Here is a 22,711-nt window from a genome sequence, read left to right as displayed (position 1 = left end):
GTGGTGATCGGGAGAGGAGAGCGCGATGAGCCGCGAGAGTGCCGGTGGCGGGCGCGTCGAGGGCGGTCCGACGTCGTTCGGTTCCGCGGGTGACCTGGCGAGCGCGCTCCGACGCGCGGCCGCCGCCCACGGTGAGCACGAGAAGCGCATCGGCGAGGCCGACGCGAACTGGCCCGACTGGTACGCGACGTACATGGTGAGCGAGCAGTCCGGGGCGAAGCCCCCGCAGTGAGCGGTGCCGGAGCCGCTGGCGCGTTCAGCCGTCCTTGTCGGCGAGGTGCCAGACCTCGGGCACCGGGGTCCACCAGTCGTCGCTTTCCCCCGTGGCCAGCGACTGCTGGCACGGCGCGGTCAGCGTCCACCACTCCTGTGTCTGCGGGTCGGCGGCGATGCGGGCCTGGTCGGCGTCGTGGTCGTCGCCGACATACTCGTAGTAGCCGAACAGCAGGTCGTCGTGGAGGAAGATGGTGAAGTTCCGGATGTTCGCTTCCCGCAACGTCGCCTCGACGGCCGGCCAGACGGCGGAGTGCAGCCGAAGGTAGGTTTCCCGGTGCTCCGGTCGGAGCCGGATGACCATGCCGTGTCGTTGCATTTCCGCCTCCGCGATATTCCGCCGCCGCGATCCTACCGGCCCGTCCAGCCCGGTGGCCGGCGAGGCTGCGGCCCTGCGGATCGTCCGGAACACGCGAAGCCGCTGCCGAACTGGGGGACACGATGTCGGACTTTCCGAAAGCGAACGGCCCGGACGACCGCATCGAGCCGGTGCCCCGCCGAATCCGCGCCTACCTGGCCGGCGAACTGGTGTTGGACACCCGGCGGGCGCGGTACGTGTGGGAGTGGCCCTACTACCCCCAGTACTACGTCCCGGTCGACGACGTGAACCGCACCATCCTGATCGACGAGCACCGCACGGAGCGGATCCGGTGTGGCACCGGACGTGTGCACGGCCTGCGGGTCGGCGAGACGTCCCGTCCGTCGTCGGTCCGGTGGTACGGCACCGACGCACTGCCCGGCCTGGACGACACCCTCCGGTTCGAGTGGGCCGCCCTGGACAACTGGTTCGAGGAGGACGAGGAGGTCTTCGTGCACCCCCGGAATCCGTACGCCCGGGTGGACGCGATCCGGTCCACCCGCCACGTACGTGTGGAACTCGACGGGGTCGTGCTGGCCGAGTCGGCGTCGCCGGTGCTGGTCTTCGAGACCGGTCTACCGACCCGCTACTACCTCAACCAGACCGAGGTCAACCTCGGACACCTTGTGCCGTCGAGGACCACGAGTTCCTGCCCGTACAAGGGTCGAACGAGCCGCTACTGGTCGGTGCGGGTCAACGGCACGCTCCATCCCGACCTGGCGTGGTCCTACAGCTACCCCACCGCCGCGCTCCTGCCGATCGCCGGGCTGATCAGCTTCTACAACGAGAAGGTCGACCTGATCGTCGACGGCGAGCGACTGAGCCGGCCCGAGACGCACTTCTCCTGACCGCGGGGTGCGCTCCGCGCGTGGCGGAGCCGCCAGGGTGGCGTGGTCACGTTTCCGGGGGCGGCCACGTCGTAGAGGCGAACAACCACAGAGGAGGACCCTTGTTCGCCGCCTACGTCACGGTCACCATCGTCGCCTCGGTCGTCAACGGCATCGCCGCCGTCACGTACCTGATCGGCCATGCCTATCCACAGGCGCAGGCGGACATGAAGCGTGTGCCACGGTCCTGGCTACCGGTGTTGGGCTCGTTGCTCGCTGCGGGCTCTCTGGGGTTGCTGGCCGGTCTCGCCGTGCCGGCGTTGGGGACACTCGCCGCCGCCGGTCTCGTGCTGTACTTCATCGGCGCGCTCGTCGCGCATCTGCGAGTGGGCTCCCGCCAGCTCGTGGGATGGGCGGTGTTCTTCTCCACCGCGGTGGCCGCACTGGTTGTCAGCGTGAGCTACCACCGCTGACCACGGCCGAGCGGCGCCACGGCAGATGGTGTCAGAACGCGGGTGGGATGCTCTGCTCGTACTGGAAGACGTTGTGCGGGTCGTACTTCGCCTTGATCCTGCGTAGCCGGTCGACGTTCCGTCCCCAGTAGGCGCGTTCCCATTCCGCCATTCCGATGTTCGGCACGTTGACGTACGCGCCGTTCACGTACGGTCGCAGGGCCTGGCTGAATTCGGCGATCCAGGTCTGGGCGATCGGGGTGGTGGCGTCGCCGCTGTCGGGCTCCCCACGAGTGCCCCAGCCGGCACCCGGCTCGGAATAGAACAGCGCGTCGCGGTGCGGGAAGGCCGAGCCGCCGAAGGGCTCGCTCGTCTGGGCTCCCGTGCCGAATGCCTGGGTGAAGAAGTTGCTGTCCTCCGACGGCGCGTCCTGCATGAAGGCCCGGATCGTGCTGATCGCTCTTCGCGGGAACGGCTCGCTGGTGAACTGCGAGAAGAACTTCCAGTTCGCCGGTTCGTCCTCGTTCGGAATCTGGAACCCGGCATAGGTGTCTCCCCAACCACCGGTCTGCACCGTGACCTCGGGGCTGCCGATGGAGAGGATCGGTTCCAGCAGATGCTTCGCCTCCTCGGCCGATCCGTCCGCGAGCACCCCGAACAGCAGGATCTGGGATTTGTGGATCTCGAGTTGGGTGCCGAGGCGGTTGTCGGCGAACGGTGCGGTGCGCTGCCAGGTGTCGAACACCCCGTGCAGGTCGTCGAGGCCATCCCAGGTCGCCTGCAGGTAGGCGACGCCGCTCAGCGGAGCGGCCTTGTAGGTGAGTGAGGTGACGATCCCGAAGTTGCCGTTTCCCGCACCTCGTAGCGCCCAGAGCAGGTCCGGGTGGTGCCACGGGTCCACCTCGATCGCCTTCGCGCCATCGGCGCCGGCCGCCACGACGATCTCCGCCCCGATCAGGTTGTCGCAGGCCATGCCGAGGTAGCGGGTGAGGAAACCGAAGCCGCCGCCCAGGGTCGCGCCGGACAGACCCACGCTTCCCTCCGTGCCGGTGGTCACGGCGAGGTCGTACCCGCCGAGCGTGGTCACCGCCTCCAACTGGTTGAGCCCGGCGCCGACCTTCGCGGTGCGGGAGGCGGTGTCGATGCGTGTCGACTTCAGTTCGCTGACGTCGATGACGATGCCGTTGTCGACGTTCGACCAGCCCTCGAGGCTGTGGCGGCCACTTCGTACCCGCAGCGCCACGTCGTTCTGCCGGGCCCAGGTGAGGGCGTTGACCACATCCCGGGTCTCCTGGGCGAAGACGATGACCAGCGGATAACGGACGAAGAGTTCATCCCAACCGAGGCTCGCACTCGCGTAGTCGGGATTGCGGGGACGGACGATGCGGCCGGTCAGCTCCACCGGCGGATAGGTGTCACCGGACGACCAGCCCGGTCCGTCGGCCGCGATCGCCGGTCCGCCGGCCGCGAGAAGGCCCGGAAGGACAACCGTCCCCGCGCCGACGGCCGCCGTCGCCCTGAGCATCTCGCGACGAGAAAGATCACGCATGGTCGGAGCCCTCCCGATCGGGTCACGCCCGGTGTTCGACCGGGAGAACCCATGCCCTCCGGCTGGCGCGAGACCCACGCTATTACGGGGGCCCCGAGGGAATATCCGAGATCTTGTCGCGGAACCCGGTCGGGTGATGCCGGTCTGCCGCGAGGGCCGATCGCTCGGTGAGGGGCGAGCGGCCCTCGCGGGAGCGGGCCGGGGTTGACAGGGCGGGGATCAGCTGCCGAGGACCTCCAGCTCCCAGAGCGAGTAGCCGTACGCGGGCAGGGCGCGTTGGGTGCCGAGCACGCGCAGGTAGCGGCCGGTGGCCGAGATCGGGATGTCGTCGACGCCACCGTCGCCGGTGGTCGTGGAGTGCACCGGCGACCAGGTGGCGTTGTCCGGCGACACCTGAACCTCGTACGACCGCGCGTACGCCGCCTCCCAGGTCAGCCGGACCCGGTTGAGCGTGCGGGTCGCGCCCAGGTCCACGGAGATCCACTGAGGGTCGGCATACGCGCTGCCCCATCGGGTTGCCGGGTTGCCGTCGGCCGCGTTGCCCGCCAGGTGCCCGCTGCCGGGCTCGACGCTGGACGCCGTCACCGGCCTGCCCCGGGAGAGCAGGGTTGCGCCGACGGGGGTGCCGTAGACGTTGAGGTCCCACAGCGAGTAGCCCCACTGGGTGGCCCGCTGGGTGCCGTAGACCCGCAGGTAGCGGCCGGTGCCGTTCACCGTGAGGTCGTCGACGCCGCCGTCGGAGGTGGTCGTGGTGTACACCGGCGACCAGGTCGCGTTGTCCGGCGACACCTGCACCTGGTACGCCCGCGCGTACGCCGTCTCCCAGCCCAGCCGGACCCGGTTGACCGCGTACGTGGCGCCGAGGTCGACCGAGATCCACTGCGGGTCGGCGTAGGCGCTGCCCCACCGGGTGCCCGCGTTGCCGTCCACCGCGTTGGCCGCCACGTGCGCGCTTCCCGGCTCCACACTGGACGCGGTCACCGGTCGACCTCGGGCCAGGTCGGCGGCGGGCGGCTCACTCGGCCCGTCGGTCCTGACCCGCACGTTGCGGTAGTTGATGTCGCGCCCGGCGCCGTCGTTCTGCAACCCGACGTAGCCGCTGGCGATGGCCCGACTGCTGACGTAGTCGTTGATCTTCACGCCGTTGAGCCAGATCTCGACCCGCTGGCCGTGCACGCCGATCTCGTAGGTGTTCCAGGAGCCGGGCGGGTTGAGGGCCGCGGCGCGGGCGGCCTGGTTCGGGGCCTGGAAGCTGTACACGCTCCCGGTGGTGCGCGACGGATCGGCGTCGGTGGCGTCGATCTGGATCTCGTGGCCGGCGCTGACCGGGCCCCACGGGTCACCCTGCGGGTCGGGGAAGCCGACAAAGACCCCGCCGTTGTCGTCGCCGGGCATCATCCAGTCGACCTTGAGCGAGTAGTTGCCGAAGGCCCGCACCGGATACCAGAGCAACCCCATCCCCCCGTACGACGAGAGCGTTCCGTCGGCCAGGGTGAAGCCGCCCGGGCCGGCCTGCCGCCACTGGGCGAGACTGGCCTGGGTGCCATCGAAGATCGGCGTGTAGCCGGGCTCCGGCCGGCAGTCGGCCGCCACCGCGCCGGCCGCCACCCGGATCCCGCCGAGCAGCATCCGGGTGAAGTTCGGGTCGCTGTAGCTCTCCTCGGTGTGACCGAGACCGGTGTACCAGGCCCGTCCGCCGCCGTAGCTGTGGCACCAGGTGATCGGGTGGTCGCCACCCATCGAACCGCCGCTGTACGACGACTCGTCGAGGCTGGCCAGCACCTTGACCGCCGAGCGGGGGTTGGTCCGGTAGTTGTACCACTCGTCGGTGCGCGTCCACGTCGACGGCAGGTGCGCGGTGGAGGCGTTGGCCCGGTCCTCGACCCGGATGGTGGCCTGCTGGGGTGCCGGATGCGAGGCGAAGTAGCCGCCGACCAGACCGCCGTACCACGGCCAGTCGTACTCGGTGTCCGCGGCGGCGTGCACCCCCGCGAAACCCCCACCGGCGGCCATGTACGCCTCGAAGGCGCTCTGCTGGTTGGCGTCGAGCACGTCACCCGTGGTGTTGAGGAAGACAACCGCCTGGTACTGGGCGAGGTTGGCGGACGTGAACGCCGCCGCGTCCTCGGTGGCGGTGACGGTGAAGGCGTTGGCCGCCCCGAGCTGCTGGATCGCGCTGATGCCCTGCGGGATGGCGGAGTGACGGAAACCGGCGGTCTTGGAGAAGACCAGCACCTTGGTCAGCGGTGCGGCTTCGGCCGGGCCCGGAATCGTCGTCGCCGCACCGGCGGTGACGACGAGCCCGGCGACCACGGCGGCAACCGTGGCGGTGATGGCGCGTCTGCGCATGGGAACTCCCTGATCGAGGTTGGGCGTGGGGGCCGTCGGTCGGTGCGACGGCCCCCGGGTGCTCGTCCGGCGCCGGCACCCCGAGGTGCCGGCGGGTGGAAACGGTCGGGTCAGGGCAGTGTCCAGTTCTGCGCAGCGGTGCCGTTGCAGTCGTAGATCTGCAACTGCCGCCCGTTGGTGGTGATGGAGGAGGGGATGTCGAGGCATCGGTTGGCCTGCGGGTTGCGCAGACTGCCGTTGGGACCGGACACCCACTGCTGCGCACCGGTGCCGTTACAGGTCCACAGGTGGATCGGCGTGCCGTTGGTCGTGCCACTGGACTGGACGTCCAGGCACTTGCCGAGGCTACGGATGGTGCCGTCGCCGGGAAGTGTCCACTGCTGGTTGGTCGCCCCGGTGATGCAGTCCCAGATCTGGATTCGGGTGCCGTCGGTGGTGCCGCCGGCGTTGACGTCGACGCACTTGCCCATGCCCCGGATCGGGCCGGTGCGGGTACCGCCGGTCGGGGTGCTCACCCCGGCGCCGGTGAAGGTGTAGCTGTCCAGGTCGAGCAGGGCGCCGCCGGTGCTGCCCGTAAAGACGACGTAGAGGTCGTGGGTGTTGTCGTCGGGCTTGGTGACCGTGGCGCTGACCTCGGTGTAGGTGTCCCAACCGCCGGTGTTGGGCACGGTGAGCCGGGCGACTTCGGGGCCGGTCGGCGAGTCGTACCGGAACGAGACGACGTTGCCGGCCTTGTCCGACGAGACCCGGGCCCGGACGCCGGTGATCCCCTTCAGGCTTACCGCGTGGTGCCGGACGTACTCACCGTTCTGGACGTCGCCGAGCCGCCGGCCACCCTCGGCGCCGCTCGCGTTGATCACCTGGGGTCCGTGCAGGGAGACGTAGTGCTCGGCCTGCCACTGTTTGGGCCAGAGGTTGACGTCCTTCTCCGCGGTCAGCGGCACCGAGCCGGCGGCGCCCCGGTCGGTGTAGCCGGCCCGCAGCAGGAAGAAGAGCACCGAGTCCGGCCCGGCGTGCACCGGCCCGGTGTTGACGGTGAAGCCACAGCCGGTGCCCTGACCCTCCTCGTGAGCGTGTTCCTGGTGGCCCAGGGCAGCCCGGATCACCACGTTGCCGCACGGGATCGCGCCGTCCTGCGCGTCACTGGCGGTGGCGGTGGCGCTCAGGTTCTCGTCCCAGGAGAACAACCCGCCGTTGGGGATGCCGTTGAGGGAGACGGTGGGCCGGTTGTTGCCCACCACGACGGCCACCTGAGTGGTGCCCGACCGGCCGGTCCCGTCGGACACGGTCAGCCGGGCCCGCTTGTCCCCGTTGCTGGCGTACGTGTAGGTGGGGTTCGCTGCGGTGGAGTCGACCGTGCCGTTGCTGTCGAAGTCCCAGGCGTAGGTCAGCGGGTCGCCGTCCGGGTCGGTGCTGCCGGCGCTGGAGAAGCTGACCGTCAGGGGGCTGAGGCCGTTGTCCGGGGTGGCCGAGGCGACCGCGGTGGGGGACCGGCCGCCGGCCACATAGTTGATCTTGTAGAGCCCGGCGGCGGCGTCACCGGAGAAGTAGCCGTTGCCGTACTCCAGCAGGTAGAGCGACCCGTCCGGGCCGAACTCCATGTCGATGGGGTGGACGAACGACATGCCGGCCAGCACGGGCTCGATGACCGTCGGATTGCCGGTACGCGCGTTGCCGTTGTCGAACTGGACCTCCTTGACCCAGTTCCGGCAGTACTCCGTGATGATCAGTTTGTTGTCGTAGTACTGCGGCCACTTGACGTCCGAGGTGAGGTTCGGGTCGTAGTGGTAGACCTCGGCGTGGTTGGGTGAGCCACAGCCACCCGGGCTGTCCAGGGCCGGCCACTCGCGGCTGCCGCCGTGCTGCTCCCAGACCAGGGCGCCCCTGGTCGGCGGCAACTGCTGCAGCCCGGTGTTGCGCGGCGAGTTGTTCACCGGGCCGGTGCTGCCGCCGCACGGAAACCAGCCGCGCGGCGCGTTGGCGGCGAAGTCCCAGTCGTTGTAGGCGACGTTGGGCCCGCCGCAGTACGGCCAGCCGTGGTTGCCCGGCGCGGTCGCGCGGTTCCACTCGTCGTACGCCGCCGGCCCCCGGTTGGCGATGGTCGCGCCCGCGTCCGGCCCGACCTCGCCCCAGTAGAGGGTGTTGGAGTTCGCCTTGTCGACCCAGACCCGGTACGGGTTTCGCACACCCATGACGTAGACCTCGGGGCGGGTGCCGCTGGTGCCCGGCGCGTAGAGGTTGCCCGTGGGAATGGTGTACGTGCCGTTGTCCTCCGGGTGGATGCGGTTGATCTTTCCGCGCAGGTCGTTGGTGTTGCCCGAGGTCCGCTGCGCGTCGTACTGCGCGTCGCGGCTGGTCCGCTCGTCGATCGGCGCCATGCCCGCCGAGTCGCCGCCGGAGTTGGTGTTGTCGCCGACGGCGAAGTAGAGGTTCTCGTTGGTGTCCCAGGTCATCGAACCGGCCGAGTGGCAGCACAACCGCCGTTCGGTCGGCCACTCGACGAGTTTCGTCTCGCTCGCCGCGTCGAGGACCAGCGTGGTCGGGTTGAACGTGAACCGTGAGATGCGGTTGACCAGCGGCGTCGCGACCGGGGAGTAGAACAGGTACACCCAGCGGTTCGAGGCGAACCTCGGGTGCAGGGTGATGCCGATCAGCCCGTCCTCGAACCGCGCGTCGAGCTGGAGGGTCAGCGCGACGGTGGTGCTGCGGGTGGCCGGGTTGTAGAGGCGGACCTGGCCGCCGCCGGAACTGGTGCCCCGGTTGATGTAGAGAACCTTGCCGTCGGGTAGGACGGACAGCTCGATCGGCTCTCCCATCGAGAGCCCGCCGTCGAGCTTGACCTTCTCGAACTGGTTGGTCGGGGGCGGTGCCGCCACCGCGGGCGGTGCGGCGGTGGTGACCCCCACCAGGGTCGGCAGCAGACTGGCGAGGGTGGCCAGGACGACGGCCGCGACGATGCGCGGGCGTGGTCTACGAATCGGCGGTGTCACCTTCATCGACGCGATCTCCTCTGGATCGTCCGTGCGAATGGTGTCTCGCGCCCCGGGACCTGCCCCGGTCTGCCCTTGTCCGCCGAAACGCGGGCGACGTCGAGATGGATCGGAGGCGGGTCCACCATGGCCGGCTCGTGCGACGGCCCGTTGGACATCGACCCAGATCTTTGACAAGCAGTTAACATCGGACATCTGGCCGGGTCAATCCCACGGGACCGTTTGCCTTCCACGGGCGTGGGGTATCTGGGCGGTCATGACCACGCCTGAGCAGAGTCGACAGCAGCAGGAGCGGGCACTCGAGAGAGGAGAGGTGTATCAGGACGCCGAGGGACATTCCACGGCAGACCCGGGCGCCGGCGCCGAGCACGCCGACAGTGAGGCCGACCGCAACGCCGAGCAGCTGAGGCAGGGCGAGGTCGGCCCGGGAATCCCGGAGCAGTAGACCCGGGCCTCCCACTCTGGCGACGCCGGAGGTCCACGGCGTTGGTGCGCCCCGGCTGCTGTCACTGCTCGTGACATGATTGCGCCCATGGGGAAGCAGCAGGACGTCGGCGGGCCCGACCGTCACACCGGGTCAGGTTCCGCCGACTACCGCGAGATCGGCGCCGAGCCCGACGCGCGGCTCGCCCTCGCGCAGGACCCCGCGACGCCACAGATGACCCTCATTGATCTGTCGTCCGATCGGTCGCCCCTGGTCCGTCGGGCGGTCGCAGCCCGGGCCGACGCACCGGCGCAGGCACTGCGACCGCTGACCCGCGATGCCGACCGCCAGGTCCGGGAGGCCGTGGCGAAGAACCCCTCGACCTCGATCGCCAATCTCGTGCGCCTGGTCAAGGACGCCGACCGCTGGGTCCGCTGGGCGGTCGCCAGCAACCCGGCCTGCGACGAGTCGGTCCGCCGGTTGATGGCGGCGGCACCCGACAAGGAACTCCGGGGCCTGCTGGCCGAGATGCGGGCCATCGAGCCCGACCTCGCCGCCAGGCTGATCGACGACATCTCACCCGAGGTACGCGAACGACTCGCCACCCACACCCACGACCCCGAGGTGATCACCGCGCTGATGGCCGATCGCACCGTCCGCGTCCGCAAGGGGGTCGCCCGCAACCCGCGGACCACCGCGGCGCAGCGCAGCGCCCTCGCCCAGGACCCGGTGGTCGACGTCCGTGCCGCGCTGGTCCGTGCACTCGAGCTGGACGAGTCGGATCTGGAGCGGCTGGTCGACGACCGCTCGGTGCAGGTCCGGCTGGCGGTGGCCAGGTCCGAGGTCGTCCCGGCGCACATCCGGCAGGCCCTCGAGCAGGATCCCGACGAGATGGTGGCCAGCGCGGCGCGGGACTTCCGCCCGGGGTCCGGTGCCTCGCCGGTGGTACGCGCTCCACGCCTCGGTCACCGGCGTGCCGCGTCCGGCCCCGGTCGGCCGGGTAGCGCCGCGCGCTGAAAGCCCGGCGCGGGCGGGGGCGATGATCACCAGCGCGCGGTGGACAGCCAGTCGACCTGAAACGCCGCGAGGTCCTGCTCACCGCCCCTCCGACGCGTAATCTCATCAGCGGGGCCGCCGCGAGTCGGCCGAACGCAGGGGAAGCGTCAACGGCTCACGGCCCGCCTGCCCGGCTGGTCGCGCCGACGCCGCTGAAGAGATCCGGCGGCCAGGGACCAGCGGGAGCCACATCGTGAGCGACATCAGTCTTGGCACCGACCGCCACCGGGGCAGTGACTACGCCGAGCTTTCCCGGCAGGTCCGTGCCGCGGGTCTGCTCGAGCGGCGTCCCGGCTACTACGCGCTGCGGATCGGCCTCGTCGTCGGCGCCCTCGCCGGCCTGGGGGTCATCTTCGTCCGGCTGGGCCAATCCTGGTGGCAGCTCGCAGTGGCGGCGGCCCTCGCCGTGGTCATCGCGCAGGCCGGGTTCGTCGGCCACGACGCCGGCCACCGGCAGATCGCCCGCTCGCGTCGGGTGAACGACCTGATCGGCATCGTGCACGCCAACCTTCTCACCGGGATCAGCTACGGCTGGTGGGTGGACAAGCACAACCGGCACCACGCCCACCCGAACACCGAGGGTAAGGACCCGGACATCACCGTGGCGCCCCTGTCGTTCACCACGGCACAGGCTCGGCGACAGCGCGGCGTGGGCGCGCTGATCGTGCGTCACCAGGCGTACCTCTTCTTCCCGCTGCTCCTGCTGGAAGGTCTGCACCTGCACGCCATCAGCCTGGGAGCCGTTCTCGGCCCGCGTCGGCTCGCCCGTCGAGGGGTTGAAGCCGGGCTGCTGGCCCTGCACCTGGGCGGCTACCTCGCCGCCGTGTTCCTGGTCCTGAGCCCCGCGCAGGCGGTCGCGTTCATCGTCGTCAACCAGGGACTGCTGGGTCTCTATCTCGGCTGCTCCTTCGCCCCCAACCACAAGGGCATGCCGATCCTCGACGCCGACGACAACCTCGACTACCTGCGGCGACAGGTGGTCACCTCCCGCAACGTCCGAGGCGGGAGGTTGCTCGACGCCGTACTCGGTGGGTTGAACTACCAGATCGAGCACCACCTGTTCCCGAGCATGCCGTGCCCCAGTCTGCGCCGGGCCCGGCCCCTGATCCAGCGGTACTGCGCCGAGAAGAACATCGGCTACCACGAGACCAGCCTTGCTCGCTCCTGGGCCGAGGGGTTGCGTCACCTGCGCGACATCGGGCAATCCGAGCCACAGCCGGCCGGACGGAGCGGACGCGACGAGACCACCCGGCGCCTGTGATAGACAATCCGCGTGGTGCAGGTGAGCCAGTCCAGCGAGCGCAGCGTCGACGACGCGGTCCTCGACGCTGCCCGTGACTGTGTGCTGGCCTACGGCGTGCGGCGTACCACGATGACGGATGTGGCGCGACGAGCCGGCGTGTCACGGATGACCGTCTACCGGCGCTGGCCGGACGTCCAGTCCCTGATCGGCGACCTGATGAACCGGGAGTGGCATCGGGTGCTGGTGGCCGCGGCGGGCACCGAGACAGGCGGCTCGGCGCGGTCCCGCCTGGTGTCGCGGGTGGTGGCGGTGGCACGGGAGTTACGGGACCATCCGCTGCTGTGCAAGATCCGTGACGTCGATCCGGAGGTGCTGCTGCCGTACCTTCTCGACCGGCGGGGCGCCGGTCAGGACGAGATGGTGCAGTTCCTCGCGGCGGCGCTGGCCGACGGACACGACGACGGCTCGATTCGGCCCGGCGGGCCCGATCTGATGGCCCGCGCGGTCTTCCTGACCACGCAGTCCTTCGTGCTGTCGGTCCGCACGGTCGCCGACGACGTGCCGTTGGCCGAGTTCGACCGGGAGCTGGCCCGATTGGTCGACGGCTACCTGCGACCGGACTGACCGGCGATCACCCGCAGCGCCCGCGGACGGATCTCGACGCGTACCTCGTCGGTCCGACCGACCGGGTCGCCGTCGCCGTACACGGTCATCGGACGGTTGGCGCCGACCGTGACCGACGTGCCACGGTAGGAGACGACATGCCCGCGTCGTACGTGCCGGCCGGTGCGCATCTGGCGCAGCACCACCGGGAACAGCAGCTTCGGGGCGTGGCCGATCACCACGACGTCGAGGGTCCCGTCGTCGGGCTGCGCCGCCGGAGCGACGTGCAGGCCCCCGCCGTAGTAGCCGCAGTTGGCGACCACCACCGTGTAGGCGTGCCGCTGCTCGGTGCGGCCGTCGACGGTGATGGTGTACCGGGTGCGCGGCCAGCGCAGCAGCGCCCGTAGCCCGGCGGCGGGATACACGAGCGGCGCGGGCAGACGCGACCGGTTGGCCAGTTCGTTGGCCACCGCGTCGACGCCGACGTAGACGCTGCCGACGATGGTCCGCCCCGCGACGCGCAGCACGTCGAGGTGCCGTGGCGATCCGTGCAGCAGCAGGTCCGCGACCGCCGCAGGGGAGTGCGGCAGGCCGAGCTGGCGGGCGAGGTCGTTGCCGCGACCGGCGGGAATGACGCCGAGGAGGCCGCCGGTGTCGGCGACCGCGCCGGCGAGCAGCCGGATCGTGCCGTCGCCCCCCGCGGCAACGACGACCTCACCGTCGGACACCGCCGCGGTGGCGCACCGGCGGGCCTGCTGGGCTGTCTGCGTGTACTCGACCCGTATCCGGGCGTCGGCGGCACGGAGCAGGTGGGCCACCGGCATCAGACGGGACAGTCCCCGGCGGGCGGTGGGCCCGAGGATCACGACGAAGGACCGCACCTCACGGCACCAGGATGCCGGGGTTGAGAATGCCGGCCGGGTCCAGCTGCTGCTTGACCGCCCGGAGCAGGTCCACGGCGACGTCGCCGATCTCGGCGGCGTACCAGGCTCGGTGATCGGTGCCGACACCGTGGTGGTGGCTGATCGTGGCACCCGCCGCGGCGATCGCGTCGCTGGCCGCGGCCTTCGCCCTGCGCCAGCGTTCGATCGGATCCGACCCGGGGGAGCAGATCACCGTGAAGTACAGGGAGGCCCCGGTCTCGTAGACGTGGGAGACGTGTGCCAGTACCAGCGCCGCATCCGGCAACGCCCCGAGGATGGCCTGCCGGACCCGGTCGTGCACCTCCGGCAGCGCCGACCAGTAGGCCGCGGTCTCCACGGTCTCCGCGAACGCTCCCGCGTCGAGCAGCGCGTCGCGCAGGTACGGGGCGTCGAAGCGGTGCCGCGCCCACTGTCGACCCGACTCTTCGCCCAACGGCACGCCACCGTGCGCGGCCAGCACGGCGGCGGCCGCTTCGACGGTGGGGCGCACGTCGGCGCCCTCGTACCCGGCGATCAGCTGGCAGCCGCCGTCGGAGCGTCCGGATCCGGTGGCCCCGATCATGGTCTCGGCCTCGTCGGACAGCCGCAGCACCGTGGGCCGTGGCCCGTCCTGTGCCAGCGACCGCACGGCGTGCAGGCCGTCGGCGAACGACGCGAACCGCCAGCCCTCGTAGTGCGACCGCGCCGGCAGGGGTCGGATCCGGACGGTCACGTCGGTGATGACGCCGAGGGTTCCCTCGCTGCCCAGGAACAGGTGCCGCAGGTCGGGACCGGCGGCCGAGGCGGGGGCGCGGCCGGTCCGGATGGTGCCTCGGGGCGTGGCGATCGTCAGTGCCGTGACCATGTCGTCGAAGCGGCCGTAGCCGGCCGATGCCTGGCCGGACGAGCGGGTGGCGGCGAAGCCGCCGATGGTGGCGTATTCGTAGGACTGGGGAACGTGGCCCATGGTGAACCCGTGCTCGGCGAGCAGTTCGGCGGCCCGGGGAGCGCGGAGCCCTGCCTGCAGCGTGGCGGTCCGCGACAGGGGGTCGACGGCGACGAGGCCGTTCAACCGGCCCAGATCCACGGCGACGTGACGCGTCGCCGACGGCGTCAGCCCGCCCACGACCGAGGTGCCACCGCCGAACGGGACGACGGCCACGCCGAACCGGGAACAGATGTCGAGGATGGACAGTACCTCGGCGTGGTCGCCCGGTCGCAGCACCGCCTGCGGGGCGGCCGGCACCCGGCCCTGCCGGTGACGGAGCAGATCCGGTGTGGACATGCCCGAGCCGTGTCGTGCCCGTGCGACCCGGGTGGTGAGCACGTTGTCGGGTCCCAGCGCCCGCCGCAGCGCGCCGAGGACCGCACCGTCCAGCGCACAGTCCGCTACGGCCACCTCGGCCAGCGGTACGACCGGCGGCGGGGGTGCCAGATCGAGAACCTGCGCCAGCAGTGTCGAAGCGGTGTCCGGCAGCGTCTTCGCGTTCGTTCCGGCGCCCCAGCGGGCCCATCCCACGGTCGAGGCTTCCCCTTCGAGATTCATGTGTGACAGAGTGACATTGAACGTCACTGCATCGCAAGGAGGCGTGTGAAAACCTCGCTGACCGTCGCCCGACGGGAACGGGACCTCACCGAACTGGTCGCCGGCGCTCGCGTCGACGTCCTGGTCGTCGGGCTCGGCGTCACCGGCGCCGGGGTGGCGCTCGACGCCGCGAGCCGTGGGCTGTCAGTCGTCGCCGTCGACGCTCACGACCTGGCCAACGGCACCTCGCGCTGGAGCTCCAAACTGATCCACGGTGGCCTGCGGTACCTCGCACACGGTCAGGTGGGCATCGCCTACGAGAGTGCCGCCGAACGCCACCTGCTGCTGACCCGCACCGCGCCGCACCTGACGCGCCCCCTGCCGATGCTGCTCCCCGCGACGGCGTACACCGGTCGGTGGCAGGCGTGCGCCGCGGCCGCCGGCCTCCGGGCCGGAGACCTGCTGCGGACCTGTGCCGGGACGTCCCGACGGACCCTTCCCGGCACACGCAGGCTCGGCTCGGCCGAGGCGGGTGCGATCGCACCCGCGCTGCGGCCGTCGGGTCTCAGGGGAGCACACCTGTCCTGGGACGGCCAGCTCTGCGACGACGCCCGACTCGTCGTCGGCCTGGCGCGAGCGGCCGCGGCGCACTCCGCCCGCATCCTGCCCCGCTGCCGGGCGGTGAGCCTGCACCGCGAGGGCGCCACCATCGAGGACACCCGCACCGGGACACGCATGGACATCGCCGCCCGCGCGGTCATCAACGCCACCGGCGTGTGGGCCAGCAGCCTGACCCCGCACGTACGCCTTCGGCCCTCCCGGGGAACCCACATCGTCCTGTCCGCCGCCCGCCTCGGCGGACTCTGGGCGGGCCTGACCATCCCGGTCCCCGGCGAGTTCACACGGTACGTCTTCGCCCTGCCCCAGATCGACGGCCTGGTGTACGCCGGACTCACCGACGAACCGGTGGACGGAGGTGTCCCCGACGTGCCGCAACCCACCGACGCCGACATCGCGTTCCTGCTCGACGTTCTCAACAGCGTCCTGGACCGGCCCCTGCGACCCTCCGACGTCCTCGGTGCCTATGCCGGGCTGCGACCGCTGCTCGACGACGCCGACGGCCGAACCGCCGACCTCTCGCGCCGACACGCCGTCATCGACGACCCCGACGGGATCATCAGCGTGGTCGGCGGCAAGCTCACCACCTACCGTCGGATGGCCGAGGACGCCGTCGACACCGCCGTCCGGCAGCGCGGCCTCCACGCTGGTCCGTGTCGCACCCGCCGCCTCCCACTGCCCGGCGCGGCGAGCAGGGCGCAGCTGGCCCTGGTTCCCGCACCACGCCGGCTCATCCACCGGTACGGCACCGAGGCCGTCGACGTCCTGTCCGAGGCGCCCGCAGAGCTCCGCCAGCCGATCAGCCCCGACATCCCCGTCACCGGCGCGGAACTGCTCTGGGCCACCCGGCACGAACTCGCCCTCACCGTCGACGACCTGCTCGACCGACGTACCCGGATCGGTCTCGTTCCGGCGCACCGCGAGGCAGCACTGCCGACCGCGCGAGACGTCCTCACCCTGGCCGCCGAGCGGTGAGCTCCACCCACCACCCTCGGTCGTAGCCAGGAGGGTGCCGTCACGGCGGTGCGCCTCCCCCGATCGTGAGTGTGGCCAGCAGCCCCGGATGGTCGGTCGCGCCGTGCATACCGACCGACCGGCCGCAGCAGATCCTGGCGTCGGTCGTCGCCATCACGTGTTGCAGCGCGCCGTCGTCGATCCGCAGGTAGCCCGACGGCACGCAGGACCGCACGTCGGGGGTGCCGCCGCGGCGGAGGTTGAGATCCCCGAGCAGCACGGTCGGCGCGTACCCGGTGTTCCTGCGCATCATCGGTGCCACCGAGTCGACCAGGTGAGCGCACTGGGCGAGCGCGACGGTGACGCTGGTGGCCGCCAGGTGTGTGGTGCAGGCGTGCAGCACACCGGGGACGTCGACGCAGAGCCAGGCTCGCTCCTCGGGGTCGGTGACATCCTGCATCGGATAGATCCCGCTGTGCACCGTGTGCCGCGTGCGCGCTGCCGCGAGGTGCGTCAGCAGTCCGATGCCGTACGGCTGGCCGTTGCGGCATCGGGTGGCGGCGCCGGAAGGGCGGTCCCCGGCGGCCTTGAAGGCGGACACGGCCCTGTCGTCAGTGTGGACCTGCGCGAACGCCCGCTCGAGGGTCGTCACGTCGTCCTGACAGATCTCGTTCAGGGTGACCAGATCCGGTTTCTCCGCGCCGATGGCCTCGGCGGCTTCGGCCACCGACCGGCCCGTGTAGCAGGCGGCGCGGCCGCTGTTGCACAGATTCATCTGGAGCACCCGCACGACCATGGAGGCGGCTGTGTCGGCCGCCGACGAGCCGGTCACCGGCGAGTCCGCGGGCAGCGTGACTGCGGCGATCAGGCAGACGACAGCCAAGGCCCGGCGCGGACGTCGACGCCCGGCGGTCGGGGTCGCCCCCGAGAGGGGACGACCCCGACCGATGCTCCGGTGGGTGATCACTGGCGCTGCCCGCACCTCCCACCATCTAGCCCAGACGGGACTCGATGGCCTCGATGATGCGTGGACGCAGCTCGGCGGCGCGGATGACGGCGTCCACGGAGCCCACCTCGACGGCGCGCTGGATGTTGTGCACACGATCGAACTCCGCGGCGACCTCCCCGAGCTTCTCCGCCCTAACCGACGACCGCAGCTCGTCGAGCTCCGCGGTCAACGCCGCGCGTTCCGTGCCGGTCGCGGCCCCGGCGCGGGCCTCCACGTCCCGCACCCGGGGGTCGGCGGCCGTCCGGGCGTTCACGTCGGCGGAGAACACCACCGCCGCGGCGGGGGCGCCGCCGAGCACCGAGGCGAACGACCCCTCCAACGCCAGCACCGTCATGCTCGGGTTCAGCGCCTTCGAGAACACCACGAACGCGCCGCCGTGGTAGCGGGAGATGACACAGAAGACGATGGGCCCGCGGAAGTTCACGATGGCCCGGCCGATCTCCGCGCCGTACTCCAGTTGCAGCTTGCGCATCGACTCCGGTGAGCCGTCGAAGCCCGACAGGTTGGCCAGGACCACCAGAGGCCGGTTGCCGCTGGCCGTGTTGATCGCCCGCGCGGCCTTCTTCGACGACCGCGGGAACAGCGTGCCAGCCGTGTAGGTGTCCGGGCCGTCGGTGGGGGGGAAGCCCCGCCGCGGCACCGACCGTGACTCGATGCCGAGCAGGCACACCGGGATGCCGCCGAGGTGTACGTCCTGCACGACCGCGGTATCCGCGTCCGCCATGCCCGCCCAGCGCTCCAGCACGGGGTGGTCCTGGTCGGCGAGCGCCCGCATCACCGTCCGGATGTCGAAGGGCTTCTTGCGGTCCGGGTTGGCGGTGGCGGAGAAGATCTCGCCGACCGTGGTGAAGGAGCTGCCCGACACGTCGTGCGGGAAGGCGGAGATGTCCCGGTCGGCGGGGTCGGTGGTGCTGGCCCGTCGCGGCGCGTCCTCACCGGGCGCGACGTACGTGTGCTCGTAGTGCGACATCACCACGTCGCGGGCGGCGCTCAGGTTCGGCGCCCAGTACTGCGCCTGCCCGTTCGGCCCCATCACCCGGTCGTAGCCGCCGATACCGAAGTTGTCCTCGGCGGACACGCCACCGGAGAAGTCGAGAGACTGCTTGCCGGTGAGCACCATCGCCGAGTCCGGTGTCATCACCAGGATGCCCTTGGTGTGCATGAGCATCGTCGCCTCGGCGTTCCAGTACGGCTGGGCGCCGACGTTGATGCCCGCGACCACGATGTTGATCTCACCGCCGGCCTGGGTGAACTCGACGATCCGCTTGAGGGCCGAGGCCACCCAGTCCATGTTCTCCGTACCCGAGGTCATCGAGATCCGTGCCCCGGCGGACAGCGCCCACCACTCCAGTGGCACCCGCATCTGCTCCGCGAGGTCAAGGGCGGCGATGACACGGCGGCACTCCGGCTCGGACAGGGCGCCCAGCGACTTCGTCGGGTCACCGAGCAGCACGACCCGGGTCACGCCCTGTGGGTGCCGCGCGGTCGGCGTGTTGACCACGCCGGCGACGATCGCGGCCCTGTTGCGCCCCTTCGGTCGGCGTACCGGCACGAGCGCGTGGTCGTCGTCGAGGTCGTGCTCGACGAACTCGCCGAGCATGCCGGTCAACTCGTACGGGTAGACCGTGTTGCGGCTGTTCGCCCGCAGCACCTTCAGCCGGTACTCGTCGAGCGGTTCGACCGGATCGACCGGCGGCTCGCCGACCGTCAGGCGGGCGCCCGTGGCGTCGAAGGAGATCCGTACCGCGATCTTGGTCAGCTCACCGGTCCGGCGGTCGCGCTGCCGCGCGATGAAGAGGATCTCCTCCAGCCCTGCGCCGGCGGTCGTCGGACGCACCCGCCCGGCGATCATCTCCATCTCCTCGCGGGTGAGCTCGCTCGGCGGCCAGACGTAGACCACGATCCGGTTGGTGTTGAAGCGCGTCTTCGACGGCCGCCGGGACTGGGCGCGGCGGATCGAGTCGAGGCAGGCGGCGATGGCGTCCTCGGTCGTCGGCAGCGCGACGAGCCGGCCGTCCTGCTCGCGCAGTTCGGTCAGGTCCCGCACCTGCGCGAACGCGACGAGGCGCTCGTCGGCCGGGTTCTCCCGTGCCACGCACTGGAAGAGATAGACCTCCTCGTCCGACGACGGCAGCCGGGTCAGGTCGAACCTGTGCAGCCGCTCCAGCTGCATCCGCTGCGCGATGTACGGGTGCAGACCCCGGATCAGTCGGTCCTCGATCATTCCGGTGCCCGACGGACGGAAGGTGAAGTGGTGGTGCATCACCGCCCCGCCGCGACCCGCCACGGTGGCGGTGAGCCGCCGGACCTGAGGCGGCAGCGGGTGCGCGGTCACGACCTCGAGCAGCGCGGCCGCCATCGCGTCGAAGTCCTCCGGCTGGTTCTCCCAGCCGAGGTAGATGTCGACGTCCACCGCATCCTCGTCGATCGCCAGTTCGGCGAGCCCGCGTAGGGCGCCGCCCAGCGCGTCGAAGCTCACCGCGGCGGAGACCACGCTGGAGTCGGCACGCTCGGCGACGACGAACACGCAGCCCGCCGCGACACGGGTGCGCACGCCGGTGAGCGACTTGTTGCCGTAGTACCGCCGGGTCAGCACCTCCAGCATGACGGCGTTGTCGAGGTGGTCGCGAACGAGCCGCTGACCGAGCAGCCGTACCAGTGGCTCGGTGCTGCGAACCATCTGCGCGATGCGCTCGGCGCGGTCCGCCGAGTCCGGGTGGGCGTCCAGGTGACGCAGATGCCCACGGACCTCGGCGTAGACGCGGGCGCGGTTGCGGCGCAGCAGCGGCTGGGCGAACCAGGCGAAGACCACGCCGCGGGCCAGGTCGGCGACCACCGGGAAGCGGACCTGCGTCGCGGCGACCAGCCGTTCCAGCGCGAGGCCGGCCGGCTCGCGCAGCGCCTCGTTCGGCGGCGGCTCCTGCAGCCACGAGCGCAGCAGTGTCGCGACGACCGTGGCGTCGGCGGACGCGCGCTGCTGGGCGAGGAAGATCCGGAACACGGCGGCTTCGAGGGCCGCGGAGCGGTCCAGTTCGGTGACGCCGTAGTGCCCGAGCGCCTTGGCGAGCTTGGCCTGGAAGGCATCGGGCAGTCCGGCCCGCTCGACGTCGAGGCTCTGCAGGTAGGTGTGGAAGTATTCGCGGGCGCTGTGCGCGTGGGCGCCGCCGTCCTCGCCCGTGGGCCGGTTGCGGCTCAGCTCCGTGAGGTCGGCGAACACGTCGACGAGGTCGAGTTCCGCGGCCAGCGGACGGTGGCCGTCCTCGGTGGCCGCCCGCCGCGCCGTGAGGTACTCGTCGAGCACCCGACGGTCGTCGTGCGGGTCGACGTCGAAGCCGAGCAGCAGGCCGCGCAGATCCTCCTGGCCGCGTCGGCTGCGCTGGTACGCCGGGACGGCCTCGTCGGCGGCGGGGAGGTCCAGCTCGACGGCGGCGGCCGCCGGGACGTCCGCGGTTTCCGGGGACTCATCGACGAGCGGCTCCAACCGCAGCAGCGGTGCGCCCGCCTCCACCTGGCTGCCCACCGAGACGGCGCACTCCTTCAGCCGCGCCCTGAACGGCGCCCGCAGGACCGTCTCCATCTTCATGGCCTCCAGCACCAGCACCGGTGCGCCCGCCTCGACCTCGGCGCCGACCTCCAGTGGCGTGGCGACGACCAGCGCGGGCATGGGGGAGCGGACGACGCCGCCCTCGTCGCGGCTGACCCGATGCGTGACGCCGTCCACCTCGACCAGGTGGGTCGGCCCGTACGTGCCGGTGAGCAGGCGGTAGCGGATGCCGTTGACGACGATCTGGCCGGTGTGCCGGTCGAAGCGGTCGAGTTCGACATCGGCGGTGTGCACGGCCGCGCCCACTTCGATGCCGACGCGGAACCGGTGTGCGCCGACCCGCGCCACCCGCATGCGGTAGCCGACGCCGCGCAGTTTGAGGTCCAGTGGACGGCCGCTGGAGTGCTGCACCTGCGGGCGCCCGCCGGACGCCGTCGACAGCAGTCGCTGCCGCTCGACGCGCTCCTCCTCCTCGTACGTCTCGATGGCGGCAGCCGCCAGGGCGACCGCGGAGTGCCGGTGCGCGACGAGCCTGCCCTCGCCCCGGACGCGGTCGATCCAGCCGGTGTCGGCGCTGGCGTCGATCACCTCGGGCTGGTCGAGCAGGTCGAGGACGAAGCTCTTGTTCGTCGCGCCGCCGTCGATGATCACCGTGGTGTTCGCCATGGCCCGACGCAGCCTGCCGAGTGCCTCGTTGCGGTCGCGGCCGTACGCGATGATCTTCGCGATCATCGAGTCGAAGTCGGCCGGGATGGTGTCACCCTCGCTGACGCCGGTGTCCACCCGGATTCCCGGGCCGGCGGGCAGGTCCAGTCGAGCGATACGGCCCGGCGACGGTGCGAAGTCCCGATCCGGGTCCTCGGCGTTCAGTCGGGCCTCGATGGCGTGCCCGCGCTCCGCCGGCGGCTCGCCGTCGAGTCGGCCCCCCGCCGCGACGTGCAGCTGCGCCTTCACCAGGTCGAACCCGGTCGTCAGCTCGGTGATCGGGTGCTCGACCTGCAACCGGGTGTTGACCTCGAGGAACGCGAACAGCTGGTCGGAGGGGTGGAAGAGGAACTCGACGGTCGCCGCGCCGCGGTAACCGACCGCCACGGCCAGCCGCTCGGCCGACGTCTTGAGCTCGGCCGCCTGCGCCGGGCTCAGAACCGGCGACGCCGACTCCTCGATGACCTTCTGGTTGCGTCGCTGCACGGAGCAGTCTCGGACACCGAGCGCCCACGCGGTGCCCTGCCCGTCGGCGATCACCTGGACCTCGACGTGCCGAGCGCCGGTGACCAGGCGCTCCAGGAACACGATGCCGCTGCCGAACGCCCGCGCCGCCTCCTGGCTGGTGCGTTCGTACGCGTCGGCGAGCTCCGCCTCGTTCCTGATCACGCGGATGCCGCGCCCACCGCCGCCGGCGGTCGCCTTCAGCATCAACGGGTAGCCGATCTCGGCGGCCGACGCCCGGGCGGCATCCAGCGTCTCGACGGCGCCGCGGCTCCACGGCGCGACCGGCACGCCGACCTCTTCGGCGATCAGCTTCGAGCCGATCTTGTCGCCGAGTTGGCGCATGGCCTCCGCGCTCGGCCCGACGAACGTGACGCCGATCTTCTCGCACAGCTCCGCGAACGCCGGGTCCTCGGCGACGAAACCCCAGCCGACCCACGCGGCGTCGGCCCCGGTCTCCGTCAGGGCGCGCTCCAGCACCGCGAGATTGAGGTACGGGCGGGCGGACGCCGGACCGAGGTCGTAGGCGATGTCCGCCTCGCGCACGAAGGTGGCGGTGCGATCGACGTCGGTGTACAAGGCGACGGTCTCGATCTGGATGCCGGTCTCCGCGGCCAACTCGCGGACCGCGTGGATGAGCCGCATGGCGGCCTCACCACGGTTGACGATGGCAACACGGTTGAACACCCGACTGACCCCTTTGGTAGACCATGATCCGTTGCCGCGAGACGACGGCCCCCGGCAGTGATCACCCTTCCGTCTGCCAGCGGCCAGCGCCATGGCGCAACCACCGAACCAATCGCCCCTCAGTTGTAGGAAACCAACA

16 protein-coding genes are annotated in these 22,711 nt (G+C 71.1%); 8 read left to right on the top strand and 8 right to left on the bottom strand.

Features of this window, described 5'->3' with window-relative positions; translation table 11 throughout:
• The first annotated feature begins 25 nt into the window (after positions 1-25).
• Entirely contained in the window at positions 26-232 is a 207-nt protein-coding gene (locus ACLJN9_RS24220; protein WP_410813818.1) for a hypothetical protein, read from the top strand.
• 24 nt (positions 233-256) lie between these two features.
• On the opposite strand, the gene ACLJN9_RS24215 is transcribed toward ACLJN9_RS24220, so the two are convergent.
• On the bottom strand, positions 257-592 hold the full coding sequence (locus ACLJN9_RS24215) for an L-rhamnose mutarotase (protein WP_410813817.1): 336 nt from the start codon (positions 590-592) through the stop codon (positions 257-259).
• Positions 593-714: 122 nt separating this feature from the next.
• On the opposite strand from ACLJN9_RS24215, the gene ACLJN9_RS24210 reads away from it, so the two are divergent.
• Positions 715-1,479, top strand: a complete 765-nt coding sequence (locus ACLJN9_RS24210) for a DUF427 domain-containing protein (RefSeq protein WP_410813816.1) — start codon at positions 715-717, stop codon at positions 1,477-1,479.
• A 101-nt stretch (positions 1,480-1,580) separates the two neighbouring features.
• On the top strand, positions 1,581-1,931 hold the full coding sequence (locus tag ACLJN9_RS24205; protein ID WP_410813815.1) for a DoxX family protein: 351 nt from the start codon (positions 1,581-1,583) through the stop codon (positions 1,929-1,931).
• 31 nt (positions 1,932-1,962) lie between these two features.
• On the opposite strand, the gene ACLJN9_RS24200 is transcribed toward ACLJN9_RS24205, so the two are convergent.
• The 3 genes from ACLJN9_RS24200 to ACLJN9_RS24190 all read right to left on the bottom strand — a co-directional run bounded on the left by ACLJN9_RS24200 (position 1,963) and on the right by ACLJN9_RS24190 (position 8,804).
• Positions 1,963-3,459: an FAD-binding oxidoreductase gene (locus ACLJN9_RS24200; RefSeq protein WP_410813814.1), complete on the bottom strand. Its 1,497-nt coding sequence runs from the start codon at positions 3,457-3,459 to the stop codon at positions 1,963-1,965.
• A 219-nt stretch (positions 3,460-3,678) separates the two neighbouring features.
• Entirely contained in the window at positions 3,679-5,808 is a 2,130-nt protein-coding gene (locus tag ACLJN9_RS24195; RefSeq protein ID WP_410813813.1) for a ThuA domain-containing protein, read from the bottom strand.
• Between the two features lie 110 nt (positions 5,809-5,918).
• A complete protein-coding gene (locus ACLJN9_RS24190; RefSeq protein WP_410813812.1) occupies positions 5,919-8,804 on the bottom strand; it encodes a ricin-type beta-trefoil lectin domain protein in 2,886 nt (961 codons plus the stop codon).
• A gap of 250 nt (positions 8,805-9,054) precedes the next feature.
• Between ACLJN9_RS24190 and ACLJN9_RS24185 the strand changes: the two genes are divergently transcribed.
• From ACLJN9_RS24185 to ACLJN9_RS24170, 4 genes are all read left to right on the top strand, one after another.
• Positions 9,055-9,243 carry a ribonuclease gene (locus tag ACLJN9_RS24185; protein ID WP_410813811.1) on the top strand — a complete coding sequence of 63 codons (189 nt, stop codon included), beginning with the start codon at positions 9,055-9,057 and terminating at the stop codon, positions 9,241-9,243.
• 87 nt (positions 9,244-9,330) lie between these two features.
• A complete protein-coding gene (locus ACLJN9_RS24180) occupies positions 9,331-10,239 on the top strand; it encodes a hypothetical protein (RefSeq protein WP_410813810.1) in 909 nt (302 codons plus the stop codon).
• A 229-nt stretch (positions 10,240-10,468) separates the two neighbouring features.
• On the top strand, positions 10,469-11,539 hold the full coding sequence (locus ACLJN9_RS24175) for a fatty acid desaturase family protein (protein ID WP_410814005.1): 1,071 nt from the start codon (positions 10,469-10,471) through the stop codon (positions 11,537-11,539).
• A 12-nt stretch (positions 11,540-11,551) separates the two neighbouring features.
• Positions 11,552-12,145, top strand: coding sequence for a TetR/AcrR family transcriptional regulator (locus tag ACLJN9_RS24170; RefSeq protein WP_410813808.1), 594 nt, complete (start codon positions 11,552-11,554; stop codon positions 12,143-12,145).
• Here ACLJN9_RS24170 and ACLJN9_RS24165 read toward each other — a convergent pair.
• Entirely contained in the window at positions 12,127-13,005 is an 879-nt protein-coding gene (locus tag ACLJN9_RS24165; protein ID WP_410813807.1) for a diacylglycerol/lipid kinase family protein, read from the bottom strand. The genes ACLJN9_RS24170 and ACLJN9_RS24165 overlap by 19 nt on opposite strands.
• A 1-nt stretch (position 13,006) precedes the next feature.
• The gene (locus tag ACLJN9_RS24160; protein ID WP_410813806.1) at positions 13,007-14,572 is read right to left on the bottom strand and encodes an FAD-binding oxidoreductase; all 1,566 of its coding nucleotides are present in this window, start codon (positions 14,570-14,572) and stop codon (positions 13,007-13,009) included.
• Between the two features lie 45 nt (positions 14,573-14,617).
• Between ACLJN9_RS24160 and ACLJN9_RS24155 the strand changes: the two genes are divergently transcribed.
• Positions 14,618-16,144: a glycerol-3-phosphate dehydrogenase/oxidase gene (locus ACLJN9_RS24155; RefSeq protein WP_410813805.1), complete on the top strand. Its 1,527-nt coding sequence runs from the start codon at positions 14,618-14,620 to the stop codon at positions 16,142-16,144.
• A 40-nt stretch (positions 16,145-16,184) separates the two neighbouring features.
• On the opposite strand, the gene ACLJN9_RS24150 is transcribed toward ACLJN9_RS24155, so the two are convergent.
• Positions 16,185-16,898: an endonuclease/exonuclease/phosphatase family protein gene (locus ACLJN9_RS24150; RefSeq protein WP_410814004.1), complete on the bottom strand. Its 714-nt coding sequence runs from the start codon at positions 16,896-16,898 to the stop codon at positions 16,185-16,187.
• A 217-nt stretch (positions 16,899-17,115) separates the two neighbouring features.
• The gene (locus ACLJN9_RS24145; RefSeq protein ID WP_410813804.1) at positions 17,116-22,572 is read right to left on the bottom strand and encodes a carboxyl transferase domain-containing protein; all 5,457 of its coding nucleotides are present in this window, start codon (positions 22,570-22,572) and stop codon (positions 17,116-17,118) included.
• Positions 22,573-22,711: the final 139 nt, after the last annotated feature.

Origin of the sequence: Micromonospora sp. 067-2 (assembly GCF_046549295.1) — a bacterium.
Taxonomy (GTDB): Bacteria; Actinomycetota; Actinomycetes; order Mycobacteriales; family Micromonosporaceae; genus Micromonospora.
The sequence above is the reverse complement of the archived record's forward strand: the minus strand, read 5'-3'. Positions and strand labels throughout refer to the sequence as shown.

Bases quoted from the DNA above. Each gene is read 5' to 3' on its own strand.
- ACLJN9_RS24220 (WP_410813818.1), top strand. From the start codon at position 26: ATGAGCCGCGAGAGTGCCGGTGGCGGGCGCGTCGAGGGCGGTCCGACG.
- ACLJN9_RS24215 (WP_410813817.1), bottom strand. From the start codon at position 592: ATGCAACGACACGGCATGGTCATCCGGCTCCGACCGGAGCACCGGGAA.
- ACLJN9_RS24210 (WP_410813816.1), top strand. From the start codon at position 715: ATGTCGGACTTTCCGAAAGCGAACGGCCCGGACGACCGCATCGAGCCG.
- ACLJN9_RS24200 (WP_410813814.1), bottom strand. From the start codon at position 3,459: ATGCGTGATCTTTCTCGTCGCGAGATGCTCAGGGCGACGGCGGCCGTC.
- ACLJN9_RS24195 (WP_410813813.1), bottom strand. From the start codon at position 5,808: ATGCGCAGACGCGCCATCACCGCCACGGTTGCCGCCGTGGTCGCCGGG.
- ACLJN9_RS24190 (WP_410813812.1), bottom strand. From the start codon at position 8,804: ATGAAGGTGACACCGCCGATTCGTAGACCACGCCCGCGCATCGTCGCG.
- ACLJN9_RS24185 (WP_410813811.1), top strand. From the start codon at position 9,055: ATGACCACGCCTGAGCAGAGTCGACAGCAGCAGGAGCGGGCACTCGAG.
- ACLJN9_RS24180 (WP_410813810.1), top strand. From the start codon at position 9,331: ATGGGGAAGCAGCAGGACGTCGGCGGGCCCGACCGTCACACCGGGTCA.
- ACLJN9_RS24160 (WP_410813806.1), bottom strand. From the start codon at position 14,572: ATGAATCTCGAAGGGGAAGCCTCGACCGTGGGATGGGCCCGCTGGGGC.
- ACLJN9_RS24150 (WP_410814004.1), bottom strand. From the start codon at position 16,898: ATGAATCTGTGCAACAGCGGCCGCGCCGCCTGCTACACGGGCCGGTCG.